The following is a 25,575-nucleotide window of genomic DNA, read 5'->3' as shown; positions in this document are numbered from 1 at the left end:
CCTCAAATCGCGCTCAGGGCGCTGTCCAGTGTGTCGACGAACAAGTCAGCGTGGTCGCGGCCGAACACCAGCGGTGGTCGCAGCTTGAGAATGTTGTCGCCAGCGCCGATCTTGCTGATCAGCACGCCGTTCTCGCGCATGTCGTTGACCACCTTGCGCGCCTCCAGCCCGGCCGGCTCCTTGCTGGTGTGGTCGCGCACCAGTTCCATGGCGAAGAACAGGCCCTTGCCGCGTACGTCACCGATGATCGAGTGCTTGGCGGCCAACACTTGCAGGCGTTGCTGTACATAGGCGCCGACGTTTTGCGCATTCTTCAGCAGTTGCTGTTGCTCGATCACATCCAGCACCGCCATGCCGACCGCTGCCGCCACCGGCGAGCCGCCGAAGGTGTTGAAGTACATGGCGTGGCGGCCGAAGGATTCAACCAGCGCCTTGTGGGTGATCAACCCGGCCAGGGGATAGCCGTTACCCATCGGTTTGCCGAGGGTGACGATGTCCGGCACCACACCATGGGCCTGATGGCCCCACAGGTGATCACCAGTACGGCCGAATCCGGACTGCACTTCGTCAGCGATGAACAGGCCACCCGCAGCGCGAATCAGCGCCGCCGCCTTGTTGACGAAGCTCGCCGGTACCCGTGGCAGTCCTTCGTTGGCGAATAGGGTGTCGATCAGCAACGCGGCCGGGCGAATGCCCTGGGCCTGCATCGAGGCAATCGCGGCCGCGATGTTGGCTGCGTATTGTTCGGCCAGTTGCGCCTCGGTGGTGCCGGCCGGTGCCCGGTACAGGCACGGAATCGGTACGGCGCGGGCATGGGCGGCAAAGGGTTCCGGCGAGGGCAGGGCGGTGGTGACTTCGGCCAGCGACGCCGAGTTACCGTGGTAGTTGTAGTCGCTGACGATGATGCCGGTGCCGCCACTGGCGAACCGCGCCAGGCGCAGCGCCAGCTCATTGGCCTCGCTGCCGGTGCAGGTGAACATCGCGGTATCCAGCGATTCTGCAAAGGTCGCGGTCAGGCGTTCGGCATAGCGCACCACCTGTTCATCCAGGTAGCGGGTGTGGATGTTCAGCGTGGTGGCCTGGCGGTGCATGGCCTCGGTCACATGAGGATTGCAGTGACCGACGCAGGGCACGTTGTTGTAGACGTCGAGGTAGCGGCGGCCATCGACGTCGAACAGCCAGACGCCTTCGCCACGCACCAGGTGCAGGGGCTTGTCGTAGAACAGCGGCGAGGCGCTGCCGAGCACGCGATGGCGGCGTTGCAGCAGAGTGTCTTCAGGCATGGTCTGGAACCTCGATGACGGTGGTGCGGCGGTTGCGCAGCAGGTAGTTGAGAATGCACAGGGTGAAGGTCACCGCGAGGGCGATCAGCATCAGCATGTCGAGCTGGAAACAGGCGGCGATCACCACCAGCGTCAGGGCCAGGCCGAGCCAGGCCACCAGCTTGCCGCCGACCAGGGTGAACGGCCGTGGCAGGTCCGGTTGGTTGCGTTTGATATGCAGGTACGCGCCGAAGATCAACAGGTAGCAAACGTTGAGCAGCAGCACGACCGCGAGCATGACGGTGGCCGGGTCGACCTCCGACAGCGGCAGGCCGATCACGCCGATCAGCAACAGCGCCGGGTAAGGCGTGCCGCGCTTGCCGGTCTTGCCGAGCCATTGCGGGAACAGGCCATCGCGGGCCATGGCGAACAGTTGACGGGATGCGGCGTACACCAGCGAGAAGAAGGTCGCGATCAGCCCGAACACCGCGCCGCAACCAATCACCTTGGCCAACCAGGAGCCTTCACCGAAGGCGCTGTTGCTGGACATCGCCGCGTACAGCGGATCACCCGCCGAACCCACCAGCTCGACACCACCAGCGCCCGGTGCGCACACCAGTACCACCAGCGCGGTCACCAACAAGGTGCCGATCGCCGCCAGAATGCCCCGGGGCATGGTGCGACCGGGGTTGTGTGCTTCCTCGGCTGCCGAGCCGGTTTGCTCGACGGTGATGAACAACCAGATCGCGAACGGTACGCAGGCAAAGATGCCACCGAGGCTGACCGGTGTTGCCACGTTGGCCGGCAATGTCAGCAGATTGGCCAGTTCGACATGGGGCGCCATGGCCACGCCAAACGTGAGCAGGGCCACCACGGCGATCACACCGGCAATGAACGTCAGGCCCATGGCTTCACCGACGCCGCGCATGTGGATGCCGATGATCACCGCGAACAGGGCGATCTTCACCGGCCAGCCACCAAGGCCGAAAATCGATTCGGTGTAGGCGCAGATAAAGGTCGCGGCCGCGCCGGTGCCGATGGTCAACGCCAGGGCACAGGCCACGCCAACGAGATAACCCACAAACGGCCCGAAGGCGCTTTGCGCATAGACGAACACGCCGCCAGCGCTGGGCAGCGCGGTGGACAGCTCCGCCACGCACAACGCCAGGCCGCCGCAGAGCAGGGCCATCAACAACGTGGCGATCAACATGTTCAGCCAGCCACCGGCCGCCAGCCCGAAGTTCCAGCCGGAAAACTGCCCGGCCACCACCAACGCAATTCCGAGGCCGGCAATCTTCGGCCAGCCCAGCGCACTTTTCTTGAGCACAGAAATCTCCCGCGACCCGAAGGTCGATTTATTGTTGTTAGTGAGAAATGGAGGGGGTTGAACTTTGTCTTGCAGGGCACCCAGAAGTGGGTTGTGCCCTGAGGTCGGCTTTGATATTACGCCCGGGGTGCGCGGCTACATGTTTGCGCGTATGCCATGTGGTTGGTTGTGGGTGCCAGATTTATGTGGGCTGGCGTAGAACTCTGTGGGAGCGAGCCTGCTCGCGATGGAGGAGTGTCTGTCAGTGGAGATGTTGGATGTGATGGCCTCATCGCGAGCAAGCTCGCTCCCACAGGGATCTTTGGTGAACGCAAGATTTGTGTATGGCAAAAATCCAAATGTGGGAGCCTGCTCGCGATGGCGGAGTGTCAGGCGGCAGCGATGCTGGATGTAATGGCCTCTTCGCGGGCTGGCTCGCTCCCACAGGGATCTTTGGTGAACGCAAGACTTGTGTAAGGCAAAAATCCAAATGTGGGAGCGAGCCTGCTCGCAATGGCGGAGTGTCAGTCAGCATTGATGCTGGATGTGATGGCCTCTTCGCGGGCAAGCCCGCTCCCACAGGGATCTTTGGTGAACACAAGATTTGTGTATGGCAAAAATCCAGTGTGGGAGCGGGCTTGCTCGCGAAGACGGAGTATCAGGCACAACAAATCTCAGCGACGAAAGCTCCCCACCAACTGATTCAACTTCCACGAGGGCAACGACAACGTCGTTGCCCTCGGCCAAAATCAGAAACCGGTGGCGAACACCACCTGGGCGTAGACGTTCTTGTCGTTGTTACCCAGTTGGGTACCACCGTTTTCGGCGCTCTTGTCCGGTTGGTAGATGCCCACCAACGGCATCACGGTCAGGTGGTCGTTGACGTGCCATTCGGCGTACAGGTCGACTTCGTGGCCATCGGTGTTGCCCAGGCTGCGGTCGATGGTGTCGTAGTTGAAGTACATCGCGCCGACGTTGAGGTTCTCCAGCGGCGAGACCTTCAGCGTGACATTCTGGATGCGCGAGTTGCTGTTGAACGGTCCGGCGTAGTTGCCCGCCACTTCACCCTGGAACCAGGTGCCGTAGCCACGGCTGAAACCGTAGAACAGAGTGTCGTAGCCTTCCGAGAAGCGGCTGTAGCGGTAGCTGGCGCTAGGTGTCCAGACCGCGTCGGAGAAGGTCCAGCCGGCTTCCAGGTACCAGGCGTCTTCGCTGGTGGTGTGTGGCTTGTCCTGCTTGGCGTATTCACCGGACAGGAACAGGTCTTTCACCCCGGCGTTGCCCGCTGCACGCAGGCTGTAGGTCTTCATGCCGTCGCGTTCAAGCTGGATCGGCGAGGCGTATTGTTCGTCGATGTCGGTGGTCTTGATGAAGGTCAGGCCGACCGTGCCGGCCTCGGCCACGTGCTCCAGGGTACCGACGTACATTTCGGTCTTGGCCTGGGCGCGGTTGTCGGATTTGAGCCACATCAGGTCGCTGCGCCAGCCTTCCTTGCCGCCCAGACGCAATACGGCGGTTTCGTCGAAGGCTTTGCGCGCCGCCAGGTAGTAGGCGCCGCCACGGTTGAACTCGCCGTCGGCCAGGCCTTTGCCCATGTTCAGCGCGTCGCCGTCGATCAGGAAACCATCACCGACCACGATGTTCTGACGGCCGAAGGACAGGTCGACGCCGTCCTTGCCCAGTGCGCTGAACAGGTCGGCCGAGCGCCAGCCGAGGTAGGCATCTTCGAACTTGGTGGTGCGTTCGGAGCCATCGCTGAAACCGGCGGCATCGCCGTCACCCCAGGTGCCGGAGCTGAGCATGTTGCCCGCGCCGTACGCGGTGCCCACACCGCCCAGGCCTTGATCGAAGCTCAAGCCGTATTTGATGTAGCCCTCGCGCCACGACGAGCTGCCTTCACTGAGGCGGCCGGACAGGGCGTAGTTTTCCTGGCTATGGAAAATGCCGAACACGGCTTCGAGGGTAGCGTTCAGGTGGCTGTCGTCATCGGCGTAGAGTTCATAGGCACCGGCATTGCCGGCACTGATCATCAGCGCGAGCGTCGAGAGACGAAGCAAGGGGGACTTGAGCATGGTGTGGCATCCGTTCTTGTTCTTGAGCGCAGGTTTGCGGTCTGTCCGGATACTAAGGCGCGGCCATTGCTTGCCCTTTTCCCTGTTTGCCAATTAGTTGGTTGTGCATGCCAGATTGCCCGGTTTGGCAGCCCGGCCAACACAACTGGCACGCAGGGCAAAACCTGCGTGCCGGCGACCACCGACAATCCCTACCAACCTGCCGAAGCACCGTTGCCTCGGCATTTTTAGTGTTGGCGTTCGCCTGCTGGCGGGCGCGTGGATTTTCAAGGTCGTTTTCCTATGTTCACTTCGCTGCGTTTGCCCCTGATCGGTTTGTTGTCCTTCACCCTGGCCCAGGCGGTGTCCGCCGCCGAGTGCGCCCCGGACACGCGCCGTGGTGGCGAAGTGTTTGCCACCGAGTGCAGCGTCTGCCACGCGGTGACCAAGGGCACGACCGGCATGATGGGGCCGAACCTGTTCGGTGTGTATGGACGCAAGTCCGGCTCGCTGGCGGGCTTCAGCTACTCCCAGGCCATGCGCGACAAAGACGTCGACTGGCAGGCCGAGAACATCACGCAACTGATCACCCAGCCCCAGGCCTTCGTGCCGGGCACCTACATGCCCTACATGGGCCTGGCTTCCGCCGACGACCGCCAGGCGGTCGCGTGCTTCCTCAAAGAACAACACTGATCAGGCCGCAATTGCGCCTGAACAACTCGTCTGAATGAAAGGTGAATTATGAGCAACGTTGAAATCCTGCCCCAGGTTGCTGCATTCCTCGAACGTCGCCACGGCTGCTTCATCGATGGCCAGTGGGTGCTTGCCGAGGGTGACCGCATCGCCGTGGTCAACCCGGCCACCGGGCAAACCCTGTGCGAAACCCTGGATGCGCCGCTGGAACTCGTCGAGCGCGCCGTGCAGTCGTCCCACAAGGCGTTCAAGTCCGGTGTGTGGTCGAGCCTGCGCCCGGCGGACCGTGAACGCATCCTGCTGAACTTCACCCGCCTGGTCGAAGAGCACGCCGAAGAACTGGCCCAGCTGGAAACCCTGAGCCAGGGCAAGTCGATCAACATGGCCCGCGCGCTGGACTTGAACGCCACCGTGGAATTCATGCGCTACATGTCCGGCTGGGCGACCAAGATCGAAGGCCAGACCTTCGATGTGTCGATCCCGCTGCCACCAGGTGCCAAGTTCACCGCGTTCACCAAGCGTGAGCCGGTCGGTGTCGTGGTCGGCATCGTGCCGTGGAACTTCCCGCTGCTGATCGCCGCCTGGAAGCTGATGCCAGCCCTGGCCACCGGTTGCACGGTGATCATCAAGCCGGCGATGGAAACACCGCTGACCGCCATGCGCCTGGCCGAATTGGCGCTGGAAGCCGGCATCCCGGCCGGCGTGTTCAACGTGGTCACCGGTGGCGGCGCCTCCGTTGGCGGCGTGCTGACTAAGCATCCTCTGGTGAGCAAAGTATCGTTCACCGGTTCCACCGCCGTGGGCAAGAGCGTCGGCGTGGCGTGCATGGAAAACATGACGCGCTTCTCCCTGGAACTGGGCGGCAAGAACCCGATGATCGTGCTCGCCGATGCCGACATCGAAAAAGCCGTGCAGGGTGCGATCCTCGGCGGCTTGCTGAACAACGGCCAGGTCTGCGCAGCGGCCTCGCGCTTCTACGTGCACCGCTCTATCCACGACCAATTCGTCGAAGCCCTGGCTGCCGTCGTCTCCTCGATGCCGATTGGCGCCGGCATGAATTGCGAAGCGGCCATCAACCCGCTGGTGTCGCGCAAGCAACAGCAGAGCGTGCTCAAGCACATCGAACTGGCCCGCCAGCAAGGTGCGCGGGTGGTGACTGGCGGCGAGTTGCTGGAAGGCGACGGTTTCTTCGTGCAGCCGACCATTCTGGCGGACATCGACCACAGCATGGCCGTGGCCCGTGAAGAAGTGTTCGGCCCGGTATTGGGTGTGATGCCGTTCGACGACGAAGACGCCGTGATCGAACTGGCCAACGACAACCGCTACGGCCTGGCCGCCAGCCTGTGGACCAACGACCTGGGCAAAGCCATGAACCTGGTGCCACGCATCGAAGCCGGTACGGTGTGGGTCAACGCCCACGTGCTGCTCGACCCGGCGATGCCGTTCGGTGGCGTCAAGCAATCGGGCATGGGCCGTGAGTTCGGCCGTGCGGTGATCGAGGCTTACACCGAGCTCAAGTCGGTGTGCATCGCCCATTGATCAACCTGTAGGAGCTGTCGAGTGCAACGAGGCTGCGATCTTTTGATTCTGGTTTAAAAATCAGATCAAAAGATCGCAGCCTTCGGCAGCTCCTACGGATTGGTGTTACGCGGTAGGTGGTGGTTTCGCCAGTTCAATCCCGGCGGCCCCCAGTCGCTTGAGAACTTCAAACAGCAGCTCGCTTTTGATCGCGCTGACTGTGCGTGGGCTGCTGACATAGCCGGTGATGGTCAATGTGATGCCTTCAGGCTTCAGCTGACTGAAGCGCAAATAGGGCACCGGTTTATCGAGAATGGATTCGTGTTCGGTGAAGGTGTCGTACAGCAGGTTCTGTACTTCCTCCGGGTCGATGTCCAGCGGGAACATCAGTTCGAGCGTCACCACGCCCTGGGCGCTGCCTCCGAGGGTGACGTTGCGCAGGTTCTGCGAAATCAGATGGGAGTTGGGCACGATCATGATCGAGCGGTCGGCCAGTTGTATCTCCGTGGCCCGCACGTTGATCCGGCGGATGTCGCCTTCGACGCCACTGATGCTGATCAGGTCGCCGACTTTCACCGGGCGCTCGGTCAGCAGGATCAGGCCGGAGATGAAGTTCTTCACGATCTCCTGAAGGCCAAAGCCGATACCCACCGACAAGGCACTGACAATCCAGGCCAGGTTGGTCCACTTGACCCCCAGCGACGACAGCGTGAGCAGCACCACGGACGCGTAACCGATGTTGGCAAACAGGGTGCTGAGCGAGGCGCACATGCCCGGGTCCATCTCGGTTTTGGGCAGGAATTCGTTATCCAGCCAGCGTCGAAAGGAGCGAATCAGGTAGATGCCGATCACCAGGGCGAGGACGGCATTGAGCAGGTTGTCCGGGACGATGTTGAGTTTGCGCAGCCCTTCGCCGCCGAGTATGGCCACGGTGCCGGTGACCAGTTGCCCGAGGGTCGTCCCCACGCCGCCGACAAACAGGGCAATGACGCCGATCAGCATCAGGATGGCGCGGCCAGCCCCCGACATGACGGTGCAGATCTGCTCCAGCCGTGGATTGCCGATGCCCAGAAGTTGCTTGATCGCCTTGCCGGTGGGTTGCCGGGGTGAAAAAACATAGTCGCAGGTGTCCTGGTAGACCTGTGCGAGCAGGTAGAAACCGGCGCAGATGATGAATATCCAGACCATTTCATAGGTGATGAACCGGGCCATCGTCACGTAGCCGATCAACAGGGCGAACAGGGACACCACCACGGCAGCGCCGGTGAAGGTGTAAATCAGACCGGCGAAGGTGGTGACGCCTTCGGGGGCTTCTCCGGCAATGATCAGGTCTCTGCGCGTCTTGCTGACGCGCAACAGCAGCGCACCGATCACCAGTGCCGCGACCAGGGCCACGACGCCCCGACCGAACAACACCACTTCGGCGCTCATGCCGATGACATTGCTCATCTGCACCAGGGTCACCAGCACCAGCAGCAGGCTGGCCAGCAACCTCGGATAGGGCTCCATCGCCAGCGCCACCGGATCGGCAATGTCGGGCAGGCGCCATGAAGGATGTTTGGTCGACAGCAGCGCGCGGCTCAGCCCGGTGATCAGCACGCAGGTATAGGCCAGCTTCTCCAGATACTGCGCCAGGTCGGCCAGCAGGGGGGTGTAGGGCAGTTGCCGGGTCCCGGCAAAATGCAGCAGTTGCAGGGCGATGCCGGCGGTCAGCACCGTCGCCACCACCGACGCCAGTGCAAGGGAACTGCGCCGCAACCGGCCTTCAGGCATTCGATGGATGCACAACCAGGCCAGGGCCCGGCCGGCGAGCTTGCGCCCCATGGTCCAGACGGCCAGGGCCAGGATCAGCAGGGCGGCCGTGATCCCGCGTTGTCCGGGTTGCCAGGCGGCCCGGTGCGTGGTCTCGAGCTGCTCGATAAGGGCGCTGAAGCGTTGACGGTCATCAATCGGAAGATTGAACAATGGCGACCAGAAGCTCGGGTTCAGGATACTGCTGGTCTGCTGGGTCACTTCCGCTTCCAGCAGGCTGCGCCGGATGCTGGCAATCTGCGTGATCAGCTCGCCGGCACTTACTTTAAGCGCGGCCAGGGTTTTGAGTTGGCTGTCGATCTTGTCTTTTTGCTCGCCGAGGGCGTCTCGTTGGGAGGCAATGGCAGTCGTCACCTGCGCGTTCTCGTCTAGCGGCACTGGCCCCAGCACGTTGAGTTGCGCCTGCAGTTGCGCCTGTCCAGGCAACAGCGATGTGGACAGGCGTTCAATGTCCTGAGTCAGTACTTGCACCAGGTCCTGTGCGCTTTCCAGCTGGGTGTAATTGGTGGCCAGGGAAACCTGCTGCTTGAGGCTGTTGAGCTGGTTTTGCACCCCCAGCAATTCGCTGTCGGAGATGCTGATGATCGGGGCAGCGGGGGCGGGAGCGGGGGCAAGAGCAGCAGGAGCAGGAGTGTCGGCCATGTCCCCCGCCAACAGCCATCCCGGGCTTGCCGCCAGAACCGCGAAGGCGACGTGAATCATGGACTTCAAGACATTGCGCATCGGTGAGCTCGACGGGTTGTTGGTCACTTAGCCAATGAGGTTAGGCCATGACACGCACCCTGGAGCGATGTTTTGTCGGAAGTGCCCCGGGCGTAACCCCTGTGGGAGCGCCTGCAAAATGGGCATGCGGCGCCTTTGGCGGGTGGTTTGAGCAAAACAGATCAACCCGGGATCCATGGCCTAAGCTTGTTTGCAGGCCCCTGTTCATCGAACACCTCGATGGGCAAACGGCACCTATAAAAACAATGCAATCAGGAGATGCCAATGTCTGCTTTGATCCGTCGTTTCAGTCGTTTCAGTCGTTTCAGTCGTTGCATGGCCGCCGGTTTGACCGCTGCCGTGCTCGTCGCACCAGCCTTCGCGCTGGATACCGTGAAATTCATGGCCCCGGGCTCGGTGGGCGGTGGTTACGACCAGACCGCCCGGGTGCTGGGCAAGGCCATGGTCGAAGCCAATACGGCCAAGGCCGTGACCTTCGAGAACAAGGGCGGGGCGGGCGGGACCCTGGGGCTGGCGCAATTTGCCAACAGCACCAAGGGCGATCCGAATGCGCTGCTGGTGGTCGGCGCGATCATGGTCGCGGGTATCGAACAGAACAAACCGCAGATCAGCCTGAAGGATGTGACGCCCATTGCCCGGCTGTTCACCGAGTACAACGTGATCGCCGTGCGCAAGGAGTCTGAATACAAGACCCTCGATGACCTGATCAAGGCCTTCAAGGCCAACCCGACGAGCATCACCTGGGGCGGCGGCTCCAAGGGCTCGGTGGATCACATCGGCATCGCCGAACTGGCGGGCAAGCTGGACGTGCCGGTCAACAAGGTCAACTACGTGGCCTTTGGCGGCGGCGGCGAGGTGGTTGCCCAGGCGCTGGGTGGCCAGCTCAAGGTGATTACCGGCGGTTACGCCGAGCTGGGTCAATACATCAAGACCGGTCAGTTCCGTGTCCTGGCCATCGGCGCGCCGGAGCGGGTTCCCGGCATTGATGCACCGACCCTCAAAGAGAGCGGCTATGACGTGACGATCGGCAACTGGCGCGGCGTTTACGGTGCAGCCGGCCTCACCCCAGAGCAGCGTAAAGAGGTGATCGACGCGGTCGTGGCCGCCACCAACAGCAAGGTCTGGCAGGACAATATCCAGACCAACGCCTGGACGCCCAGCGTGCTGACCGGCGATGAGTTCGGCAAATTCGTCGAAGAAGAACACGTGCGGTTGCACGCCATGCTGGTCAAGGTCGGGCTGCTTTGAGATGAGCACACAGCGCGCAGTGGTGCCGACGCAATTGGCGGTCGGCATCGGCCTGATCGCCATCAGCGTCGTATTGGCGATTGGCGCCCACCGGTTTCCGCCGGAAATGGGTTTCGTGATCCTCCCGGCGTACGTCTATCCCTATGTCGTGGCGGCGTTTCTGGGGGCAGTGGGGCTGTTGCTGGGGTATCAGGCCGTCAGCGGCGGTTTTCGCGAACTGGAAAACGACACCGCCACGGTGCCCGGAGGAAAAGCCGGTGCGGCCTGGGTGACGGCGGGGCTTGTCGGGGTGGCGGTGCTGATCAACCTGATCGGGTTTGTGCTCGCCGCCGGGTTGCTGTTTGCCTGTTCGGCGCGGGGTTTCGGCAGCCGTCATCCTTTGCGGGACCTGGCCATCGGCATTGCCTTGACCCTGCCGATCTACTGGCTTTTCAACGCCGGGCTCGGGGTTTCCCTGCCGTCGCTGATCAACATCTGGCTTTGAAAGGAGATTGATACCGTGGACATTCTTTCGAGCCTGGCGATGGGGTTTTCCTCGGCGCTGACGCCGATCAATCTGATGTGGGGATTCATCGGCTGCCTGCTCGGCACCGCCATCGGCGTGCTGCCGGGGATCGGTCCGGCGCTGACGGTGGCCCTGCTGTTGCCGATCACCGCCAAGGTCGACCCCACTGGCGCGCTGATCATGTTCGCCGGTATCTATTACGGCGCGCAGTTCGGTGGCTCTACCACTTCGATCCTGCTCAACACGCCCGGTGAGTCGTCCTCCATGGTCACGGCCCTGGAAGGCAACCTGATGGCCCGCAACGGCCGGGCCGGACCGGCGCTGGCAACGGCGGCGATCGGCTCGTTCGTCGCCGGCACCATCGCCACGATTCTGCTGACGCTGTTTGCGCCCATAGTGGCCAGGCTGGCCCTGAATTTCGGCCCGACCGAGTATTTCGCGATCCTGGTGCTGTCGTTCACCACCGTGTCGGCGGTGCTCGGCGCTTCGATGCTGCGCGGGTTTGCCTCGCTGGGTGTCGGGCTGACCATCGGTTTGATCGGCCTGGACTCGACCTCGGGCATTGCCCGCTACACCCTCGGCGTGCCGGAACTGGTGGACGGCATCGAAGTGGTGCTGGTGGCGGTCGGTTTGTTCGCGGTGGGCGAGGCCTTGTACAGCCTGCTCTATCAAACCGAATCAAACGAAGGCCGGCATCGCCTGACCTCGTTGTGGATGACCCGCGCCGACTGGAAACGCTCGGTGCCTGCGTGGCTGCGGGGCACGCTGATCGGCTTTCCGTTTGGCTCGATCCCGGCCGGTGGCGCCGAGATTCCTACCTTTTTGTCCTATTCCACCGAACGCAAACTCAGCAAGTACCCCAAGGAGTTTTCCGCCAACAAGGGCGAGGGCGCCATCGAAGGCGTCGCCGGCCCGGAAGCGGCCAACAACGCCAGCGCGACCGGCTCTCTGGTGCCGTTGCTGACCCTTGGCATCCCGACGTCCGCTACCGCTGCGATCCTCTTGGCGGCGTTCCAGAACTACAACCTGCAGCCGGGGCCGATGCTGTTCGAAACCTCCGCCGAACTGGTCTGGACGCTGGTGGCCTCGCTGTACATCGGTAACGTGATTCTGCTGGTGTTGAACCTGCCGCTGGTGGGGCTGTGGGTCAAACTGCTGCAAATCCCCCGGCCGTACCTGAACGCCGGCATCCTGGTGTTCGCCACCATCGGCGTGTACGGCATGCGCCACTCATCCTTCGACCTGATCCTGATGTTGGCCATTGGCTGGGGAGGGGTGCTGATGCGCCGTTTCGACTTCCCCGTCGCCCCGGTGATCGTCGGCATGCTGCTGGGGCCGATGGCGGAGAAACAGCTGCGCAATGCCTTGTCCATCAGCCAGGGCGACTGGACGGTGTTCCTTACGCAACCGATCTCGGCGTTCTTTCTGGCCCTGACGCTGTTGGTGCTGGTGGTGCCCCATGTGCTGCATAAACGCGGCATCAAGTTGCATGAGGATGATTGAGTCCTGCGAATGCCCAACTCCCACAGGGTCATGCAGTGGTTTGCGCGGTGAAACACTGCATGACCGGTGCGCAGGCCGGATGCGCGGCCGCCGAAGGTTGCAGGCACAACGAGTAAATCCCCCGGTTCTTCAACGGCTCACCAAACGGAATCACCAGTTCGCCTCGTTGAATCGACTCTCTCGCCAGGGTCGTGTCGGTCATCGCCACGCCCAGGCCCCGGGCGGCGGCATCGAGCGCCAGTTCGTCGAGGTTGAAGGGGATGTGCCGATAATCATGCAACGACTTGCCGCCGTGGGCTGACAGCCAGACCTGCCAGTCATGTTGATCCGAGGAGCGGTGCAGCAAGGCGAACCCCGACAGATCCTCCAGCGAGGCCAATGGCCGATCGGTGGTGCCCAGCCCTGGCGCACACACGGGCACCAAGGCCTCTTCAAACAGGGTCAGGCAATCGGGCGCGGTGGACGGCTCGGGCAGATAGAGAATGTAGGCGTCGCTGTCACTGGCCGGCTCGACCACTTCCGTGGCCACGGTTTCGATTGCCAGGGATACGTCCGGGTGATGCCGGTAGAACTCGCTCAACCTGGTGGTGGTCATGCCCAAGAACGCGCCACACGAGAAGAACGGCTACGCCTACATGAACTACCTGCTGGAGCCGAAGGTGATTGCCAACATCAGCAACAGCATCCATTACGCCAACCCCAACAGTGCGGCGGATGCCTTCGTCGACCCGGCGGTGAAGCAGGACCTGGCGATCTATCCGCCCAAGAGCGTGATGGACAAGCTGTTTACCGTCGAGGACTTGCCCGCGGTTATCGCACGGTTGAGCACGCGGCTGTGGACCAAGCTGAAAACCAATACCTGACAGTGACGTCATGCGCATATCTGTCACTGTAGGAGCGAGCCTGCTCGCGATGACGGAGTGTCAGTCGACATCATAGGTGTCTGACATAACGCTATCGCGAGCAGGCTCGCTCCTACAGGTTTCGATGCTCTTCAGCAGGTTGTTTCAGACAGGTTTACGTTGGATTTTTTCAGGCGTCGATGGCCGGGAAGTCGATGTCGGTCAGCGCTGTATTGTTCAGGTAATTGGTCAGCGTCTGCGCAGCCACGTGGGCGATCACTTCGATGATCTTGCCGTCGTCGATGCCGGCGCTACGGGCAGCGGCGATCTGTTCGGCCGTCAGGTGACCACGGCTTTCGGTGACCTGGCGGGCGAGGGTGGCAATGGCGTTGAGCTCGCCGTGTCGTGCGCTGAGGATGTCCTGCTTCGACAGCCCGGCCTTGCCGGCGAACAGCGTGTGAGCGGCCAGGCAGTAGTCGCAGCCGTTGACCTGCGAAGTGGCGAGGAACACCGCTTCTTTTTCCGTGGCGCTCAGGGACGTCTTGCCCAGTGCGGCCGAGTTTTGCAGGTAGGAGGCCAGCACGGCCGGTGCGTGTGCCAGGACTTTGAAGACGTTGGGCAGGAAACCGATTTTCTTCTGCACGCCTTCCAGCAGCGGGCGGGTGGTGTCGGTGGCGTGTTCCAGGCTGATCGGGACAATGCGGGTCATGGTGATACTCCGTGGTGTGAGGCGCGGAATGCGCTGGGTACGGAGCTCATGTTAGGGAGAAGGTCTGGCGTATTGGGTGCGAATCGTCGAGGATATGCGACAGATCGTCCAGAACTGCCTTCGGGAGCCTTGTCATGGATCGCTTGTCCACGTTGCTCACGCACTTCGGCGTCAATGCCGGCACTTTCCATAGCGGTACGTTCTGCGGCACCGCCGCCTACGACGGCCAACAGGCCAGCGGTCATTTGCACCTGCTTCAGGCGGGCGAGTTGCTGCTGAAAATGGGCGACCAGCCGGACCTGCAACTGACCGAACCGAGCCTGATCTTTTTCCCCCGGCCCTATCGACATCGCCTGTTCGCATCTGAATCGTCCGGCACTCAGCTGGTGTGCGCGACCCTGGATTTCGACGGCGGTGCCGGCAATGCCCTGGCGGCGGCGCTGCCGGATTATCTGGTGCTCAAGCTCGATGAAATTCCGACCCTGGCCGGGACCCTGGAATGGCTGTTCAACGAGGCGTTTGACGGTACCTGCGGGCGCGAAGCAGTGATGGATCGCCTGTTTGAACTGTTGGTGATTCTGTTGTTGCGGCACATCCTGAGCACCACGGGCCAGCAACCGGGCATGATGGCCGGCCTCGCCGATGCGCGCCTGGCGCGGCCCCTGAGCCTGATGCATGAAACCCCGGCCAAGGCCTGGAGCGTGGCCGAACTTTCGGTCGCCGCCAACATGTCGCGGGCCAGTTTCGCCGAGCACTTTCGCCGGGTGGTCGGGCAGACGCCGGTGGATTACCTGGTGAGCTGGCGCATCAGCCTGGCGCAGAAACGCCTGCGCGAGGGCCGGCCGATAGCGCTGATTGCCGAGGAGGTCGGCTACGAAAGCCCCTCGGCGCTGGCCCGGGCGTTTCGGCGCAAGACCGGGCTGAGCCCCAGGGAGTGGAAAGGTAGTTGATTCACCCGGAAACCCTGTGGGAGCGAGCTTGCTCGCGATAGCGGTGTGTCAGACACCTAATATGTCGACTGACACTCCGTCATCGCGAGCAAGCTCGCTCCCACAGGTCCAGCGGTGCGGCTTCTTTACGCGGGCATCAGAACTTGTACGCCTGACGTCCCACCAGCAGCCATTTACCGTCCTGTTTTTGCCAGATCTGGAAGTTTTCGATTTCGGTCGGCACCACTTCAGTGCCTTTGAGCGCTTGTGCCGAGAAGTGGTGACGGACCAGCGCGACATCGCCGGAGACGGTAATGGTCTGGTTCTGCATTTCAAGGGTCTTGAACGCGCTTTTGCCGGTTTCGATGTCGGCGATGAAGGCCTGTTTGTCCTGGATCTTGCCGCTGGAGTGCCCGTAGGTCAGGTTCTCGGCGGTCAAGGCGTTCAGTTCCGGGATGTCTTTGTGCAGCATGGCCTGGGTCAGGTGGTCGACCGCCTGGGCCACGTCCTTGTCTGCGGCAGCCGGGGTGGCGGCGACGTAGCCGCTGAACAGGCACAGAAAACCGATCAGCACTTTTGCTTTTTTCATGGGTGTTTCCTTGTTGTTGTAGGGATAGCGCGATGACTGGACGGATATTCGTCAGTCATCGTACAACCTATCATGCGACGGAGGAAAAAAGCGAACTTGCCTGGCGCCCTTGCCTCGAAGTTAAAAGGGCGATGCCCTGACTTCGAGGTAGTGCGCCATGCAGCCTGACCCGCGTTTACGGCTCGACCTGACGTTGCTCATGATGTTTGTGCTGATTGTCGGGGTGTCGGGGTTTTCTCCCCGCAGCCGGGTGGACTGGGCGCTGGAAAACCTGCTGGTACTGTTGCTGGTGGGGATGTTGGTGGCGGTTTCCCGTCGGTTCCGCTTGTCGGCAATGTCCATCACGCTGGTGTTTGCGTTTCTGTGCGTGCATGAACTGGGCGCCCACTACACCTATTCCCTGGTGCCTTACGATCATTGGTCCTCGGCGTGGTTAGGCTTCAGTTTCGACCGGGCACCTGGGGTTCACCGCAATCACTACGACCGCCTGGTGCATCTGAGCTACGGGCTGCTGCTGGCTTATCCGGTGCGCGAAGTGCTGCGGCGACTGACGCCGCTGCGCGGGTTCTGGCTGTTTTTCGTGACCCTGAACATCATGCTGTCGACGTCCGCCGTGTACGAACTGGTGGAATGGATCGGCGGTGCCTTCCTGGGCAATGACACGGCGAACGCCTTCGTCGGCGCGCAAAACGATCCGTGGGATTCGCAGAAGGACATGGCCATCGCGGTGGTCGGTGCGTTTGTCAGTCTGTTGCTGGTGTCCTTGCGCGGCGTGGCGCAAAAGAAAGCGATGACGACGGCAAGGTGATTGAGCAGATGGCAATAGCCCAGACAACGCTGGACCAGCGGCCTAAAGATACTTATCCGTCACAGCCCCCTCCGAAGCACTGGAAACCGTCTTCGCATACTTGGCCAACACCCCGCGTGTGTACTTGGATGGTGGCCGCACCCAACGCGACTTACGCTCGGCCAACACCGCATCGGAGACATCCACCGTGATCAGCCGGGTTTCTGCATCGATGATGATCCTGTCGCCATTCTCCACCAGCGCAATCGGCCCGCCCTCAAAGGCTTCCGGCGTGATATGCCCGACCACGAACCCGTGGGAACCACCGGAAAAACGCCCGTCGGTGATCAGCGCCACCTCCTTTCCGAGGCCCTTGCCCATGACCGCCGAGGTCGGCGAGAGCATTTCGCGCATGCCCGGGCCGCCTTTGGGGCCTTCGTAACGGATCACGATCACTTCGCCGGGCTGGACTTCGCCATTGAGGATGCCGGCCAGCGCACCTTCCTCGCCGTGATAGACCCGGGCCGTGCCCTCGAAGCGCAGGCCTTCCTTGCCGGTGATCTTGGCCACGGCGCCGGTGGGCGAGAGGTTGCCGCGCAGAATGACCAGGTGGGAGTCCTTTTTGATCGGCTGGTCGAAAGGCCGGATCACGTCCTGGCCGGCCGGGTAGTCGGGTACGTTGGCCAGGTTTTCCGCCAGGGTCTGGCCGGTGACGGTCAGCACATCGCCGTGCAGCATGCCGGCATCGAGCATGCGCTTCATCAGCGGTTGAATGCCGCCGATGGCCACCAGCTCGCTCATCATGTATTTACCGCTGGGGCGCAGGTCGGCGACCACCGGGGAAACCTTTCCCAGCTCGACGAAGTCATCCAGGGTCAGTTCGACATCCACCGCATTGGCCATGGCCAGCAGATGCAGCACGGCGTTGGTCGAGCCGGCGAGGGCAATCACCACGCGAATGGCGTTCTCGAAGGCTTTGCGGGTCATGATGTCGCGAGGCTTGAGGTCGAGCTTGAGCAGCTCCATCACCTGCTGGCCGGCGCGGAAACTGTCCGAGGCCTTGTCACCGCCAATGGCCTCTTGGGAGCTGGAGCCGGGCAGGCTCATGCCCAATGCTTCAATGGCCGAGGCCATGGTGTTGGCGGTGTACATGCCGCCACAGGAACCGGGGCCGGGAATCGCCACTTCCTCGATCTGCTTGACCTGTATCTCGCTGATATCGCCCCGCGCGTGTTGGCCCACGGCCTCGAACACGGAAATGATGTCGGTGTGGCCGGCGCCCGGCTGGATGGTGCCGCCATAGACAAAGATCGACGGGCGATTGAGCCGTGCCATGCCGATCAGGCAGCCTGGCATGTTCTTGTCGCAGCCGCCGATGGTCACCAGGCCGTCGAAACCCTCGCAACCGGTGACCACTTCGATGGAGTCGGCGATCACCTCGCGGGACACCAGCGAATACTTCATGCCTTCGGTGCCGTTGGCGATGCCGTCGGAAATGGTGATGGTGTTGAAGATCACGCCCTTGGCACCGGCGGCATTCGCGCCTTTTTCGGCTTCGAGCGCCAGTTTGTCGATGTGCATGTTGCAGGGCGTGACCATGGCCCAGGTCGAAGCGATGCCGATCTGCGGCTTCGTGAAGTCTGCATCGGTAAAGCCCACGGCCCGCAACATGGCGCGCGCCGGTGCGGCCTCCACGCCGTCGATCACTTGAGAGGAGTACTTGCACAGATCGTCTTTGTCGCTCATGGCTGTTCCTCACTCACTCATGGAGAAAAACAGGATGAGTATAGAAGGCCGAGTGCCCGGGCCCGGACTAACCGGTCAGCAACAGACGCGCGGGTAAGCCTTGTCGTGATATTCTTCGCGACAACTTGGTTTGATCTATTCAGTTTGCATGTCCGCAAGACGTGCCGACGGAATCACTGTCGCTCAAGTAGCTGAAGCCAATAAAGATAAAAAGTCAGTTCAGAAGGGACATTAAAGTGGGGTCGATGCGGTTCATCGGCCTTGTGTGCCCACCCTGCAATCCTCGAGTGCCGCACCCGTGACTGCCGTGAAACATGGGGCTGTGTGCGTGAGGATGGAAGGGCGGATGGCGTTTTATCATAGGTGCTACAGATGTTTAAGAAAGTGAACACGGCCCTGCTGGGGCTGGCTTTGTCCATGGGGATGTCTTCCGTCCACGCGGAGGAGGCAAAGAAAGTCGACGTGCTGCTGATTGGCGGCGGCATCATGAGCGCGACCCTGGGTGTGTGGCTCAATGAGCTGGAACCCGGCATGTCGATGGAAATGGTCGAGCGCCTCGACGGCGTCGCCCAGGAAAGCTCCAACGGCTGGAACAACGCCGGTACCGGTCACTCCGCCCTGGCCGAGCTGAACTACACCCCGGAAGACGAAAACGGCAAGGTTTCGATCCCGAAGGCCGTTGAAATCAACGAAGCGTTCCAGATCTCCCGTCAGTTCTGGGCCTGGCAGGTTCAGCAAGGCGTGCTGAAGAACCCGCGTTCGTTCATCAACTCTACGCCGCACATGAGCTTCGTGTGGGGCGATGACAACATCAAGTTCCTGAAAAAACGCTACGAAGCCCTGCAAGCAAGCCCGCTGTTCGCCGGCATGCAGTACTCCGAAGACCCGGCTGTGATCAAGCAGTGGGTGCCGCTGATGATGGAAGGGCGTGACCCGAGCCAGAAGGTCGCGGCCACCTGGAGCCCGCTGGGTACTGACGTGAACTTCGGCGAAATCACCCGCCAGTTCGTTGCACACCTGCAAACCACGCCGAAGTTCGACTTGAAACTGTCCAGCGAAGTGCAGGACATCACCAAGAACGCCGACGGCAGCTGGCGCGTCAGCTACAAAAACCTGAAAGACGGCAGCAAGACCGAAACCGACGCCAAGTTCGTGTTCATCGGCGCCGGTGGCGGTGCCCTGCACCTGCTGCAGAAGTCCGGCATTCCTGAAGCCAAGGAATACGCAGGCTTCCCGGTAGGCGGCTCGTTCCTGGTGACCGAGAACCCGACCATCGCCGAACAACACCTGGCCAAGGCCTACGGCAAAGCCTCCGTTGGCGCTCCGCCGATGTCGGTTCCGCACCTGGACACCCGCGTGCTGGACGGCAAGCGCGTGATCCTGTTTGGCCCGTTCGCGACCTTCAGCACCAAGTTCCTGAAAGAAGGTTCGTACCTGGACCTGCTGACCACCACGACCACCCACAACGTGTGGCCAATGACCAAGGTCGGCATCAAGGAATACCCGCTGGTGGAGTACCTGGCAGGCCAGCTGATGCTGTCTGACGAAGACCGCCTCAACGCCCTGAAGGAATACTTCCCGAACGCCAAGGCTGAAGACTGGCGCCTGTGGCAAGCCGGCCAGCGCGTGCAGATCATCAAGCGTGACGAAGCCGCCGGTGGCGTGCTGAAACTGGGCACCGAGATCGTCGCTTCGCAAGACGGCAGCATCGCCGGCCTGCTGGGCGCCTCCCCAGGCGCATCGACCGCCGCACCGATCATGCTGACCGTGCTGCAGAAAGTGTTCAAGGACAAGGTCGCAACCCCTGACTGGCAGGCAAAACTGCACCAGATCGTACCGAGCTACGGCACTCAGCTGAACGCCAGCCCTGAGAAGGTTGCTGAAGAATGGGCCTACACCGCCAAGGTGCTGGAACTGACTCCGCCACCTGCGGTGATTGCGCCGGCTGTGAAGCCAGTGACTGTCGACACGGATGCGAAAGCACCGAAGGCTAATGCTGCGAGTGATATGGCTCTCTAATTAGACTGCCAGATCAAAAAAAGCCCACTGAACCGGCGACGGTCAGTGGTTTTTTTTATTTATAAGAATATGGGAAGTGTAGAAGGTAAATAACTATTTATGTCGCTCCGTTCGTTTAAACTTGAGCAGGTTTCCAAATGCTTTTCATGCTCTGACTTAGATGGGGGCGAGAGCGAAAAGCTAAACCTTTAAAGTTTTATAAAAAGACGCTGATTCTTTTTTAGAGTGAAAAAAATCGGTGGCAAATAAAGTTCTTCAATGTAATCGACAAGGTTGGTGTCGGACTTGAATAGTGGGAGTAAGGTGGTGGCTTCTCTAAAATGTCCTTTAGTGGTTATCTTAAGAATTTCAAAAAAGGGTTGCTTTCGATTTATGGATTGAGCCTTAAGAGATTGTTTAGAAGAAAATAAGTTTTTCAGCTTTAAGCCAGTCAGCAAAATCTTGGGTAATGTGTGGTGCGGGTAATCCTAGTTTTTTAGTAAGCACTCCAATCCGAATTTTTCTTTTGTTCGCATCTAGTGTGGAAACCGGGATTGCGGTTGCACCATTCGCTACTTTCCAGCGGCTTTTAAATTCGCTTTCTGCATAAGAAGTCCCGGCTAAGTGTATGTCCAAAGTACAGACTAGCCTTAGAACAACTTCTCCGAATCCGACGACACCTCTTAGGCTAAGCGTGGGAGTGGTCGAAGAGGATAGAGGGATATATTCTGGGCGTTGAGTTAGGCCTAGTTCTGCGGCACTCAGTTTGGAGTATATCTGTTCTTGAGTGATGAGTTTGTCTAGTGCGCCACTAGAGCCGTGAATAAGACAGTTGCGCAACTCTTTAAAATAGCGATAGCAAGCTAGTAATTCTTGAATGTGGTTGGGGGAATATTTTTTATTGGATGCCAAAGTCGATTGGATTGAGTTTGAAAATATCGGTGATTGATGGTTTTCTGTTTGGGAAAAGAATTTTTCAATACTTTTCACGCGCCTACTTTTATCTGTACTTGAAGGAAATTGAAGGTGCTTACTTGTGTCTTTAGCTAGGGCTAAGTGTGTGCTTATTATCTCGCACCATGTTTCATAAAGTGCGCAGAACTCGAAAAGTAAGAACTTGGCAAATTGTTCTTGTTGGACTTCCCAGGTAGTATCAATGCAGGATCTTTTTAGGTTTGCCCCCCTTATTCCGCTTCCATCAACAAATCGACCTCGTAACTCTGCTTCCGTAATACTAGGTCTCACTCCAACTAAGCCTTGGACTTGCCATCTTAAATTCCAAATTGCAGTCGCCGTAGGCCAGACAAAGTCAAATATTTCAGTGACGCGCGTAGCAATTTCTTTGGAAGGCAGGAAATATAACTTTAATTGCATGTATGTATTACTCTGTAATGTTTAATGGTTTTGTGGTGGCTAAGATTTTTTACTTTGACTTTTGGTTGGTGGTTGGATGTGACATTGTGTCTCATGAAGTGTATGTTGATGTTGATGTTTGTCAATGTTGGTTAAGTGTTATATGTGTTGTATTTTGTGGTGAGTATTCTTGGTTTGATAGAGATGTTAAGGTTGTTCCTGTTAGCCGTAACGTTTCAAATCATATGCGCAAATAAGCTTTCTGTAATTGGTGTGGACTATTGAGTCGAGTGCGTAAGATCTCAGGTACGCCTCTACATCACTCAGCTCTATTAATTCGTTCATCACACCCCACAAGATTGCAGAATCTTTACTGTTCTCTGAGATTTGATCGTCTGAAATGATGTCTTTAACTTGATTGTGTGTTGTTCTGCATCGTCCAGATACTGCTTCCAAAGAACGTTCAAGTTTTGCCTTTTGCTGAGCTTTAAGTTCATCCTCTTTTATAATCTCTGGACAAATTGAGCTAAAGCCAAATATTGGAAAATATTGTTCTCTCTGGAATTTGTATTTATTGATTAGAAGAAGGAGTTGTGCGTTCGATTCGTCGAGGATGCTAAAGTAATTTGCCATCATTTCAGCGCTGGATTGATAGCTATATACAATCGTTTTAGAGGAACCGATGGCAAGAATTTTGTCTCCGTTATCTAAGGCGTCAAGGTCCTCAGTAATGCTCACCTTAATGCTACCCCCTGCATATATCTCCTTGACAACGTTCTGCACCTTACGAATGTCCATGGCGGAGACGGGGAGGACAAGATTTGAAATTGCTTCGTATATAGCAGTAAAATTATCGGTTTTTATTTTGTTTATTCTTATGGTTGAAAACCCTTCTAGGTCAATATCATGCTCACAAATTTCCACGGACTGTGATCCAGTGTCATGTTCCACGAGTAAAAAATTCGCTCGGATTTTGTTTGCAGATTCGGAGTTTGGTTCTACATATGTAAATATTGTTTTTAGCAGGCTTTTGATATTGTCATCCCCAATGCTATATCCTAAAAATATGATTGGGTTGTGTATGAATATTGATAGTAGTTGTGCGCGAATAAGCTCGTACTTCCCATCAAATCGGTCATAGTCGTCTGAAGTAATAATAACTTTTGTCGGCGATGATATGCAGCCGTGGATTTTGTATACAGAGCCGTATGGGTTGCTAAGCAATATGTCGTTGCCGATCAGTGGCTGAAATTCAAATATGCTCTCAATTAAGCAATCATAATTTGTCGTTATGATTGAACCGACATTTTTGCGGATTTTCTTAAATTCTGATATTTCTGCTTTCAGATCATCTCTGATGTCTAGTGATGAAAGTAGCATTGATATGTATATTTTTAGGCGGCTGACACTTATGTCCTTTGCCATGTATTCGTAAAATTTGTCGTTGACCAATTTGAATTGGCCATTTCGATCCGCAAGAAGAGATTTGTTAAACTCATCTTCTAGTAGCTTTGCGACTTTTTCATATTGATAGGAGCCTTCGTGATGACACTGGGATTTTATGTCTAAATAGTATTCGTCGTTGCCTTTGAGTTTTCGGGATATGAATCGTAATAATCCATCCCAAGTATATGAGTTGTTTAGGTAGCGCAGGCTAATACCTGTGCCAACAAAAAGAACGGGATGGTTCTTATAATTTCCTATAAATTCTTGAATGTGCATTCCCTGTCGACCTACCTTTTTGCCTAATGATCTTCATGCCAGATTATAGGTATAGCAATTTGGCATCAAGGATCAGATTGTGGATATCGCTTCGGGATTTACGTGGTGTGAAAACCTTTTTTGTTGCGGGGATGCTCGATGAACTCTTGGTTTTTACGGGCTATCTCCGGTGCTTGCACATCGGAACCCACCTCGTTAACCTTCCCCCCGTCGCTGCCAATTCAGCGAACGGGTGTGGTAGCCCGGTTTCTTCATAGACCCAGAACGCCTCAGGGCGTTTTTTTGTGCTGGCTGCTTTGTGGCGGCTGTGCATGGGAGGCTTCGGCCTGCCGGGTTTCTATGACCGGTCTACCACCCTGTGTACAGCCGTCTCCCTATCTTGCGTGGTAGCGAATGGGGAGGTGCTCACTTCATAGGAGCTTCACAATGATAAAACCAACTCCGAATCCCCCTGATACGGACGTGCAGATAGACGTCGATTCCGAGTCCTCATCTCGCAAGCCAAAAATGGCCAAGCGCCGCCCCAACCCCATCTTCACCATCGCCCCCAACGTCAACAACGAAACCCTCCTGGTTCACGCCTGTGAAACCCTTGCCTCGGCCAGTGTCATGGCCAGTGAACTGGCGTTTATCCTCAGCGGCCCAAAATGCAATTTGGCGCTGGGCATTCAACAGATGATTGCCTTGGCAGAGTTATCGGTGAACCGCGTGCTGGATCAGGTAGATCCGCAGTAGCAGGCGAGGGTAGTTCTTAGCCTGATGTGAAAAAGCCCACTGAACCGGCGACGGTCAGTGGGTTTTTTTGTGGGCGATAAAAATGATTGAGAAGGCATGGCTCTGCGAAAATCTTGAGACAAAGGTCGTGAATGAGGGGGGCACCATCAGCACTACAGGCAGCTTCAAAGAGACTGAGCTAGCTTTACTACAAGCTTCGAGTGCCTGGAGTACTTCCGGCTTCGGCGTCGCAGTGAGCGTCCCTTGATAGCGATCCACTGCCTACCGGCAAGGAGTTGTGATGCGCGCCACAGCGTTTTCAGTCGGTGGACCTGCCCCTTGGTTCTATTGCCGAACCCAACACAGAGAGCGCTTTTGTTTCGACACTATTGCCGGTCGGTATGTAGTGCTTTCTTTTTTTGGTTCTGCTGCTGATCCCGCATCAATTGAAGTTCTGGAAGGTATTCGGGCCCATCGCGAGCGGTTCAATGACGATCACGTCTGCTTCTTGGGTGTTTCCATAGATCCAGATGATGAAAAGCTGAAGCGGCTGGAAAGCTCGATACCCGGCGTGCACTTCATCTGGGATTTCGATCGCTCAGTCAGTGAGCTCTACGGGGCGTTGCAGCCAGACGGTAGCATCAAGCAAATGACCTATGTGCTGGATCCTGCGCTACGCGTCTTGGCCATCGTCCCGATAGGGACACCCGTTGATAACCATATACCCTCGTTAATGCGTTATCTGGATAGATTGCCTGCACTGGCTCCGCAACATACCGCTACTCCACACGCCCCAGTCCTGGTGATTCCCCGAATATTTGAGCCCTCGCTGTGTAAAGCACTGATAAGTTATTACGACGAACGTGGCGGAGAGGAGTCTGGGTTTATGGTGGAGCAGTCGGGTAAAACTGTCCAAATCACCGACCATGGCCACAAACGACGTCGTGACTGCTTTATTGAAGACAAGGCTCTAGCCAAAGCATGTTCGTTGCGTATAGCCAACCGCCTGGTTCCAGAGCTACATAAAGCGTTCCAGTTCAATGCCACTCGAATGGAGCGATATCTGGTGGCCTGCTACAACAGCGAGGAAGGCGGGCATTTCCGGCCCCATAGGGATAACACCACAAAGGGCACAGCGCATCGCCGTTTCGCCGTTTCCTTGTTTCTTAATTCGAGAGAGTACGAAGGCGGTTTTCTACATTTTCCAGAGTTTGGAAAAGTGCTTTACAGCGCGCCAACAGGAGGGGCTGTGGTGTTTTCGTGTTCACTTTTACACGAGGCCACTCCTGTAACCCAAGGTCGTCGATATATGTTTCTGCCGTTTCTATACGATGATGCTGCTCGTGCCATTCGAGAAGAGAATCGCCCATTTCTTGACCGCTGACTCGTGCTCAACACAATTCTATCGGCAGCCCCCCTGTCATCAATTGCCAAGTCTCTGACGCTCAATGTGAAGCAGCCCGCTTGCACGTGACGATACTGGCTTGTTTTCCGAAGTCGAACCGTAAAGCGAAACCGCACTGGCACCTTCAGGCCGATGCCGCCTCACCCTGACAGGGACTGTC

Annotated in this window: 19 protein-coding genes and 2 pseudogenes; 11 read left to right on the top strand and 10 right to left on the bottom strand. The window is 58.4% G+C overall.

Annotated features, from left to right (window positions below; translation table 11 throughout):
• Positions 1–2 precede the first annotated feature (2 nt).
• The 3 genes from AABM52_RS18080 to AABM52_RS18070 all read right to left on the bottom strand — a co-directional run bounded on the left by AABM52_RS18080 (position 3) and on the right by AABM52_RS18070 (position 4,640).
• A complete protein-coding gene (locus tag AABM52_RS18080; protein WP_347907282.1) occupies positions 3–1,283 on the bottom strand; it encodes an aspartate aminotransferase family protein in 1,281 nt (426 codons plus the stop codon).
• Positions 1,276–2,589, bottom strand: coding sequence for an amino acid permease (locus tag AABM52_RS18075; RefSeq protein WP_347907281.1), 1,314 nt, complete (start codon positions 2,587–2,589; stop codon positions 1,276–1,278). The genes AABM52_RS18080 and AABM52_RS18075 overlap by 8 nt, the downstream gene beginning before the upstream one ends.
• Before the next feature lie 728 nt (positions 2,590–3,317).
• Positions 3,318–4,640: a hypothetical protein gene (locus AABM52_RS18070; protein ID WP_347907280.1), complete on the bottom strand. Its 1,323-nt coding sequence runs from the start codon at positions 4,638–4,640 to the stop codon at positions 3,318–3,320.
• Positions 4,641–4,922: 282 nt separating this feature from the next.
• On the opposite strand from AABM52_RS18070, the gene AABM52_RS18065 reads away from it, so the two are divergent.
• Positions 4,923–5,312: a c-type cytochrome gene (locus tag AABM52_RS18065; protein WP_347907279.1), complete on the top strand. Its 390-nt coding sequence runs from the start codon at positions 4,923–4,925 to the stop codon at positions 5,310–5,312.
• Between the two features lie 48 nt (positions 5,313–5,360).
• Positions 5,361–6,851 carry an aldehyde dehydrogenase family protein gene (locus tag AABM52_RS18060; protein WP_347907278.1) on the top strand — a complete coding sequence of 497 codons (1,491 nt, stop codon included), beginning with the start codon at positions 5,361–5,363 and terminating at the stop codon, positions 6,849–6,851.
• A gap of 105 nt (positions 6,852–6,956) precedes the next feature.
• Here the strand turns inward: AABM52_RS18060 and AABM52_RS18055 are convergent, their stop codons facing one another.
• Complete coding sequence (locus AABM52_RS18055) at positions 6,957–9,365, bottom strand: DUF3772 domain-containing protein (RefSeq protein ID WP_347907277.1); 2,409 nt, start codon at positions 9,363–9,365, stop codon at positions 6,957–6,959.
• A 264-nt stretch (positions 9,366–9,629) separates the two neighbouring features.
• On the opposite strand from AABM52_RS18055, the gene AABM52_RS18050 reads away from it, so the two are divergent.
• Genes AABM52_RS18050 through AABM52_RS18040 form a run of 3 tightly spaced genes read left to right on the top strand, consistent with a single transcriptional unit; the run spans position 9,630 to position 12,621 of the window.
• A complete protein-coding gene (locus AABM52_RS18050; protein ID WP_347907276.1) occupies positions 9,630–10,613 on the top strand; it encodes a tripartite tricarboxylate transporter substrate-binding protein in 984 nt (327 codons plus the stop codon).
• A gap of 1 nt (position 10,614) precedes the next feature.
• Positions 10,615–11,097 (top strand): tripartite tricarboxylate transporter TctB family protein, encoded by a 483-nt coding sequence (locus AABM52_RS18045; RefSeq protein WP_347907275.1) that lies wholly within the window; start codon positions 10,615–10,617, stop codon positions 11,095–11,097.
• Positions 11,098–11,112: 15 nt separating this feature from the next.
• The gene (locus tag AABM52_RS18040) at positions 11,113–12,621 is read left to right on the top strand and encodes a tripartite tricarboxylate transporter permease (RefSeq protein ID WP_347907274.1); all 1,509 of its coding nucleotides are present in this window, start codon (positions 11,113–11,115) and stop codon (positions 12,619–12,621) included.
• 28 nt (positions 12,622–12,649) lie between these two features.
• Here the strand turns inward: AABM52_RS18040 and AABM52_RS18035 are convergent.
• Positions 12,650–13,204, bottom strand: a pseudogene (locus tag AABM52_RS18035) (LysR substrate-binding domain-containing protein); the annotation flags it as partial.
• 1 nt (position 13,205) lies between these two features.
• Here AABM52_RS18035 and AABM52_RS18030 point away from each other — a divergent pair.
• Positions 13,206–13,484, top strand: a pseudogene (locus AABM52_RS18030) (spermidine/putrescine ABC transporter substrate-binding protein PotF); the annotation flags it as partial.
• 169 nt (positions 13,485–13,653) lie between these two features.
• Here AABM52_RS18030 and AABM52_RS18025 read toward each other — a convergent pair.
• Complete coding sequence (locus AABM52_RS18025) at positions 13,654–14,172, bottom strand: carboxymuconolactone decarboxylase family protein (RefSeq protein ID WP_347907273.1); 519 nt, start codon at positions 14,170–14,172, stop codon at positions 13,654–13,656.
• Positions 14,173–14,306: 134 nt separating this feature from the next.
• On the opposite strand from AABM52_RS18025, the gene AABM52_RS18020 reads away from it, so the two are divergent.
• Complete coding sequence (locus tag AABM52_RS18020; RefSeq protein ID WP_347907272.1) at positions 14,307–15,122, top strand: AraC family transcriptional regulator; 816 nt, start codon at positions 14,307–14,309, stop codon at positions 15,120–15,122.
• Positions 15,123–15,258: 136 nt separating this feature from the next.
• Here the strand turns inward: AABM52_RS18020 and AABM52_RS18015 are convergent, their stop codons facing one another.
• Complete coding sequence (locus tag AABM52_RS18015; RefSeq protein WP_347907271.1) at positions 15,259–15,690, bottom strand: nuclear transport factor 2 family protein; 432 nt, start codon at positions 15,688–15,690, stop codon at positions 15,259–15,261.
• Positions 15,691–15,847: 157 nt separating this feature from the next.
• Here AABM52_RS18015 and AABM52_RS18010 point away from each other — a divergent pair, with 157 nt between their 5' ends.
• On the top strand, positions 15,848–16,498 hold the full coding sequence (locus AABM52_RS18010) for a DUF2238 domain-containing protein (RefSeq protein WP_347907270.1): 651 nt from the start codon (positions 15,848–15,850) through the stop codon (positions 16,496–16,498).
• A 42-nt stretch (positions 16,499–16,540) separates the two neighbouring features.
• Here the strand turns inward: AABM52_RS18010 and ilvD are convergent, their stop codons facing one another.
• The gene (ilvD, locus tag AABM52_RS18005; protein ID WP_347907269.1) at positions 16,541–18,223 is read right to left on the bottom strand and encodes a dihydroxy-acid dehydratase; all 1,683 of its coding nucleotides are present in this window, start codon (positions 18,221–18,223) and stop codon (positions 16,541–16,543) included.
• 372 nt (positions 18,224–18,595) lie between these two features.
• Here ilvD and mqo point away from each other — a divergent pair, with 372 nt between their 5' ends.
• On the top strand, positions 18,596–20,242 hold the full coding sequence (mqo, locus tag AABM52_RS18000) for a malate dehydrogenase (quinone) (protein WP_347907268.1): 1,647 nt from the start codon (positions 18,596–18,598) through the stop codon (positions 20,240–20,242).
• Between the two features lie 396 nt (positions 20,243–20,638).
• On the opposite strand, the gene AABM52_RS17995 is transcribed toward mqo, so the two are convergent.
• Both AABM52_RS17995 and AABM52_RS17990 read right to left on the bottom strand, forming a co-directional pair.
• A complete protein-coding gene (locus AABM52_RS17995) occupies positions 20,639–21,595 on the bottom strand; it encodes a hypothetical protein (RefSeq protein ID WP_347907267.1) in 957 nt (318 codons plus the stop codon).
• Positions 21,596–21,796: 201 nt separating this feature from the next.
• Positions 21,797–23,296 carry an SIR2 family protein gene (locus AABM52_RS17990; RefSeq protein ID WP_347907266.1) on the bottom strand — a complete coding sequence of 500 codons (1,500 nt, stop codon included), beginning with the start codon at positions 23,294–23,296 and terminating at the stop codon, positions 21,797–21,799.
• A gap of 426 nt (positions 23,297–23,722) precedes the next feature.
• Here AABM52_RS17990 and AABM52_RS17985 point away from each other — a divergent pair, with 426 nt between their 5' ends.
• Together AABM52_RS17985 and AABM52_RS17980 are read left to right on the top strand one after the other, a co-directional pair.
• Entirely contained in the window at positions 23,723–24,031 is a 309-nt protein-coding gene (locus AABM52_RS17985; protein ID WP_347907265.1) for a DUF6124 family protein, read from the top strand.
• A gap of 280 nt (positions 24,032–24,311) precedes the next feature.
• Positions 24,312–25,394, top strand: coding sequence for a 2OG-Fe(II) oxygenase (locus tag AABM52_RS17980; protein WP_347907264.1), 1,083 nt, complete (start codon positions 24,312–24,314; stop codon positions 25,392–25,394).
• The last annotated feature ends 181 nt before the right edge of the window (positions 25,395–25,575 follow it).

The organism is Pseudomonas grandcourensis, assembly GCF_039909015.1.
Lineage (GTDB): Bacteria > Pseudomonadota > Gammaproteobacteria > Pseudomonadales > Pseudomonadaceae > Aquipseudomonas > Aquipseudomonas grandcourensis.
Note: the sequence above shows the minus strand (reverse complement) of the source record. Positions and strands in the feature narration are given on the sequence as shown.

Bases quoted from the DNA above. Each gene is read 5' to 3' on its own strand.
- AABM52_RS18080 (WP_347907282.1), bottom strand. From the start codon at position 1,283: ATGCCTGAAGACACTCTGCTGCAACGCCGCCATCGCGTGCTCGGCAGC.
- AABM52_RS18070 (WP_347907280.1), bottom strand. From the start codon at position 4,640: ATGCTCAAGTCCCCCTTGCTTCGTCTCTCGACGCTCGCGCTGATGATC.
- AABM52_RS18065 (WP_347907279.1), top strand. From the start codon at position 4,923: ATGTTCACTTCGCTGCGTTTGCCCCTGATCGGTTTGTTGTCCTTCACC.
- AABM52_RS18060 (WP_347907278.1), top strand. From the start codon at position 5,361: ATGAGCAACGTTGAAATCCTGCCCCAGGTTGCTGCATTCCTCGAACGT.
- AABM52_RS18055 (WP_347907277.1), bottom strand. From the start codon at position 9,365: ATGCGCAATGTCTTGAAGTCCATGATTCACGTCGCCTTCGCGGTTCTG.
- AABM52_RS18050 (WP_347907276.1), top strand. From the start codon at position 9,630: ATGTCTGCTTTGATCCGTCGTTTCAGTCGTTTCAGTCGTTTCAGTCGT.
- AABM52_RS18045 (WP_347907275.1), top strand. From the start codon at position 10,615: ATGAGCACACAGCGCGCAGTGGTGCCGACGCAATTGGCGGTCGGCATC.
- AABM52_RS18025 (WP_347907273.1), bottom strand. From the start codon at position 14,172: ATGACCCGCATTGTCCCGATCAGCCTGGAACACGCCACCGACACCACC.
- AABM52_RS18020 (WP_347907272.1), top strand. From the start codon at position 14,307: ATGGATCGCTTGTCCACGTTGCTCACGCACTTCGGCGTCAATGCCGGC.
- AABM52_RS18015 (WP_347907271.1), bottom strand. From the start codon at position 15,690: ATGAAAAAAGCAAAAGTGCTGATCGGTTTTCTGTGCCTGTTCAGCGGC.
- AABM52_RS18010 (WP_347907270.1), top strand. From the start codon at position 15,848: ATGCAGCCTGACCCGCGTTTACGGCTCGACCTGACGTTGCTCATGATG.
- ilvD (WP_347907269.1), bottom strand. From the start codon at position 18,223: ATGAGCGACAAAGACGATCTGTGCAAGTACTCCTCTCAAGTGATCGAC.
- mqo (WP_347907268.1), top strand. From the start codon at position 18,596: ATGTTTAAGAAAGTGAACACGGCCCTGCTGGGGCTGGCTTTGTCCATG.
- AABM52_RS17995 (WP_347907267.1), bottom strand. From the start codon at position 21,595: ATGCAATTAAAGTTATATTTCCTGCCTTCCAAAGAAATTGCTACGCGC.
- AABM52_RS17990 (WP_347907266.1), bottom strand. From the start codon at position 23,296: ATGCACATTCAAGAATTTATAGGAAATTATAAGAACCATCCCGTTCTT.
- AABM52_RS17985 (WP_347907265.1), top strand. From the start codon at position 23,723: ATGATAAAACCAACTCCGAATCCCCCTGATACGGACGTGCAGATAGAC.
- AABM52_RS17980 (WP_347907264.1), top strand. From the start codon at position 24,312: ATGCGCGCCACAGCGTTTTCAGTCGGTGGACCTGCCCCTTGGTTCTAT.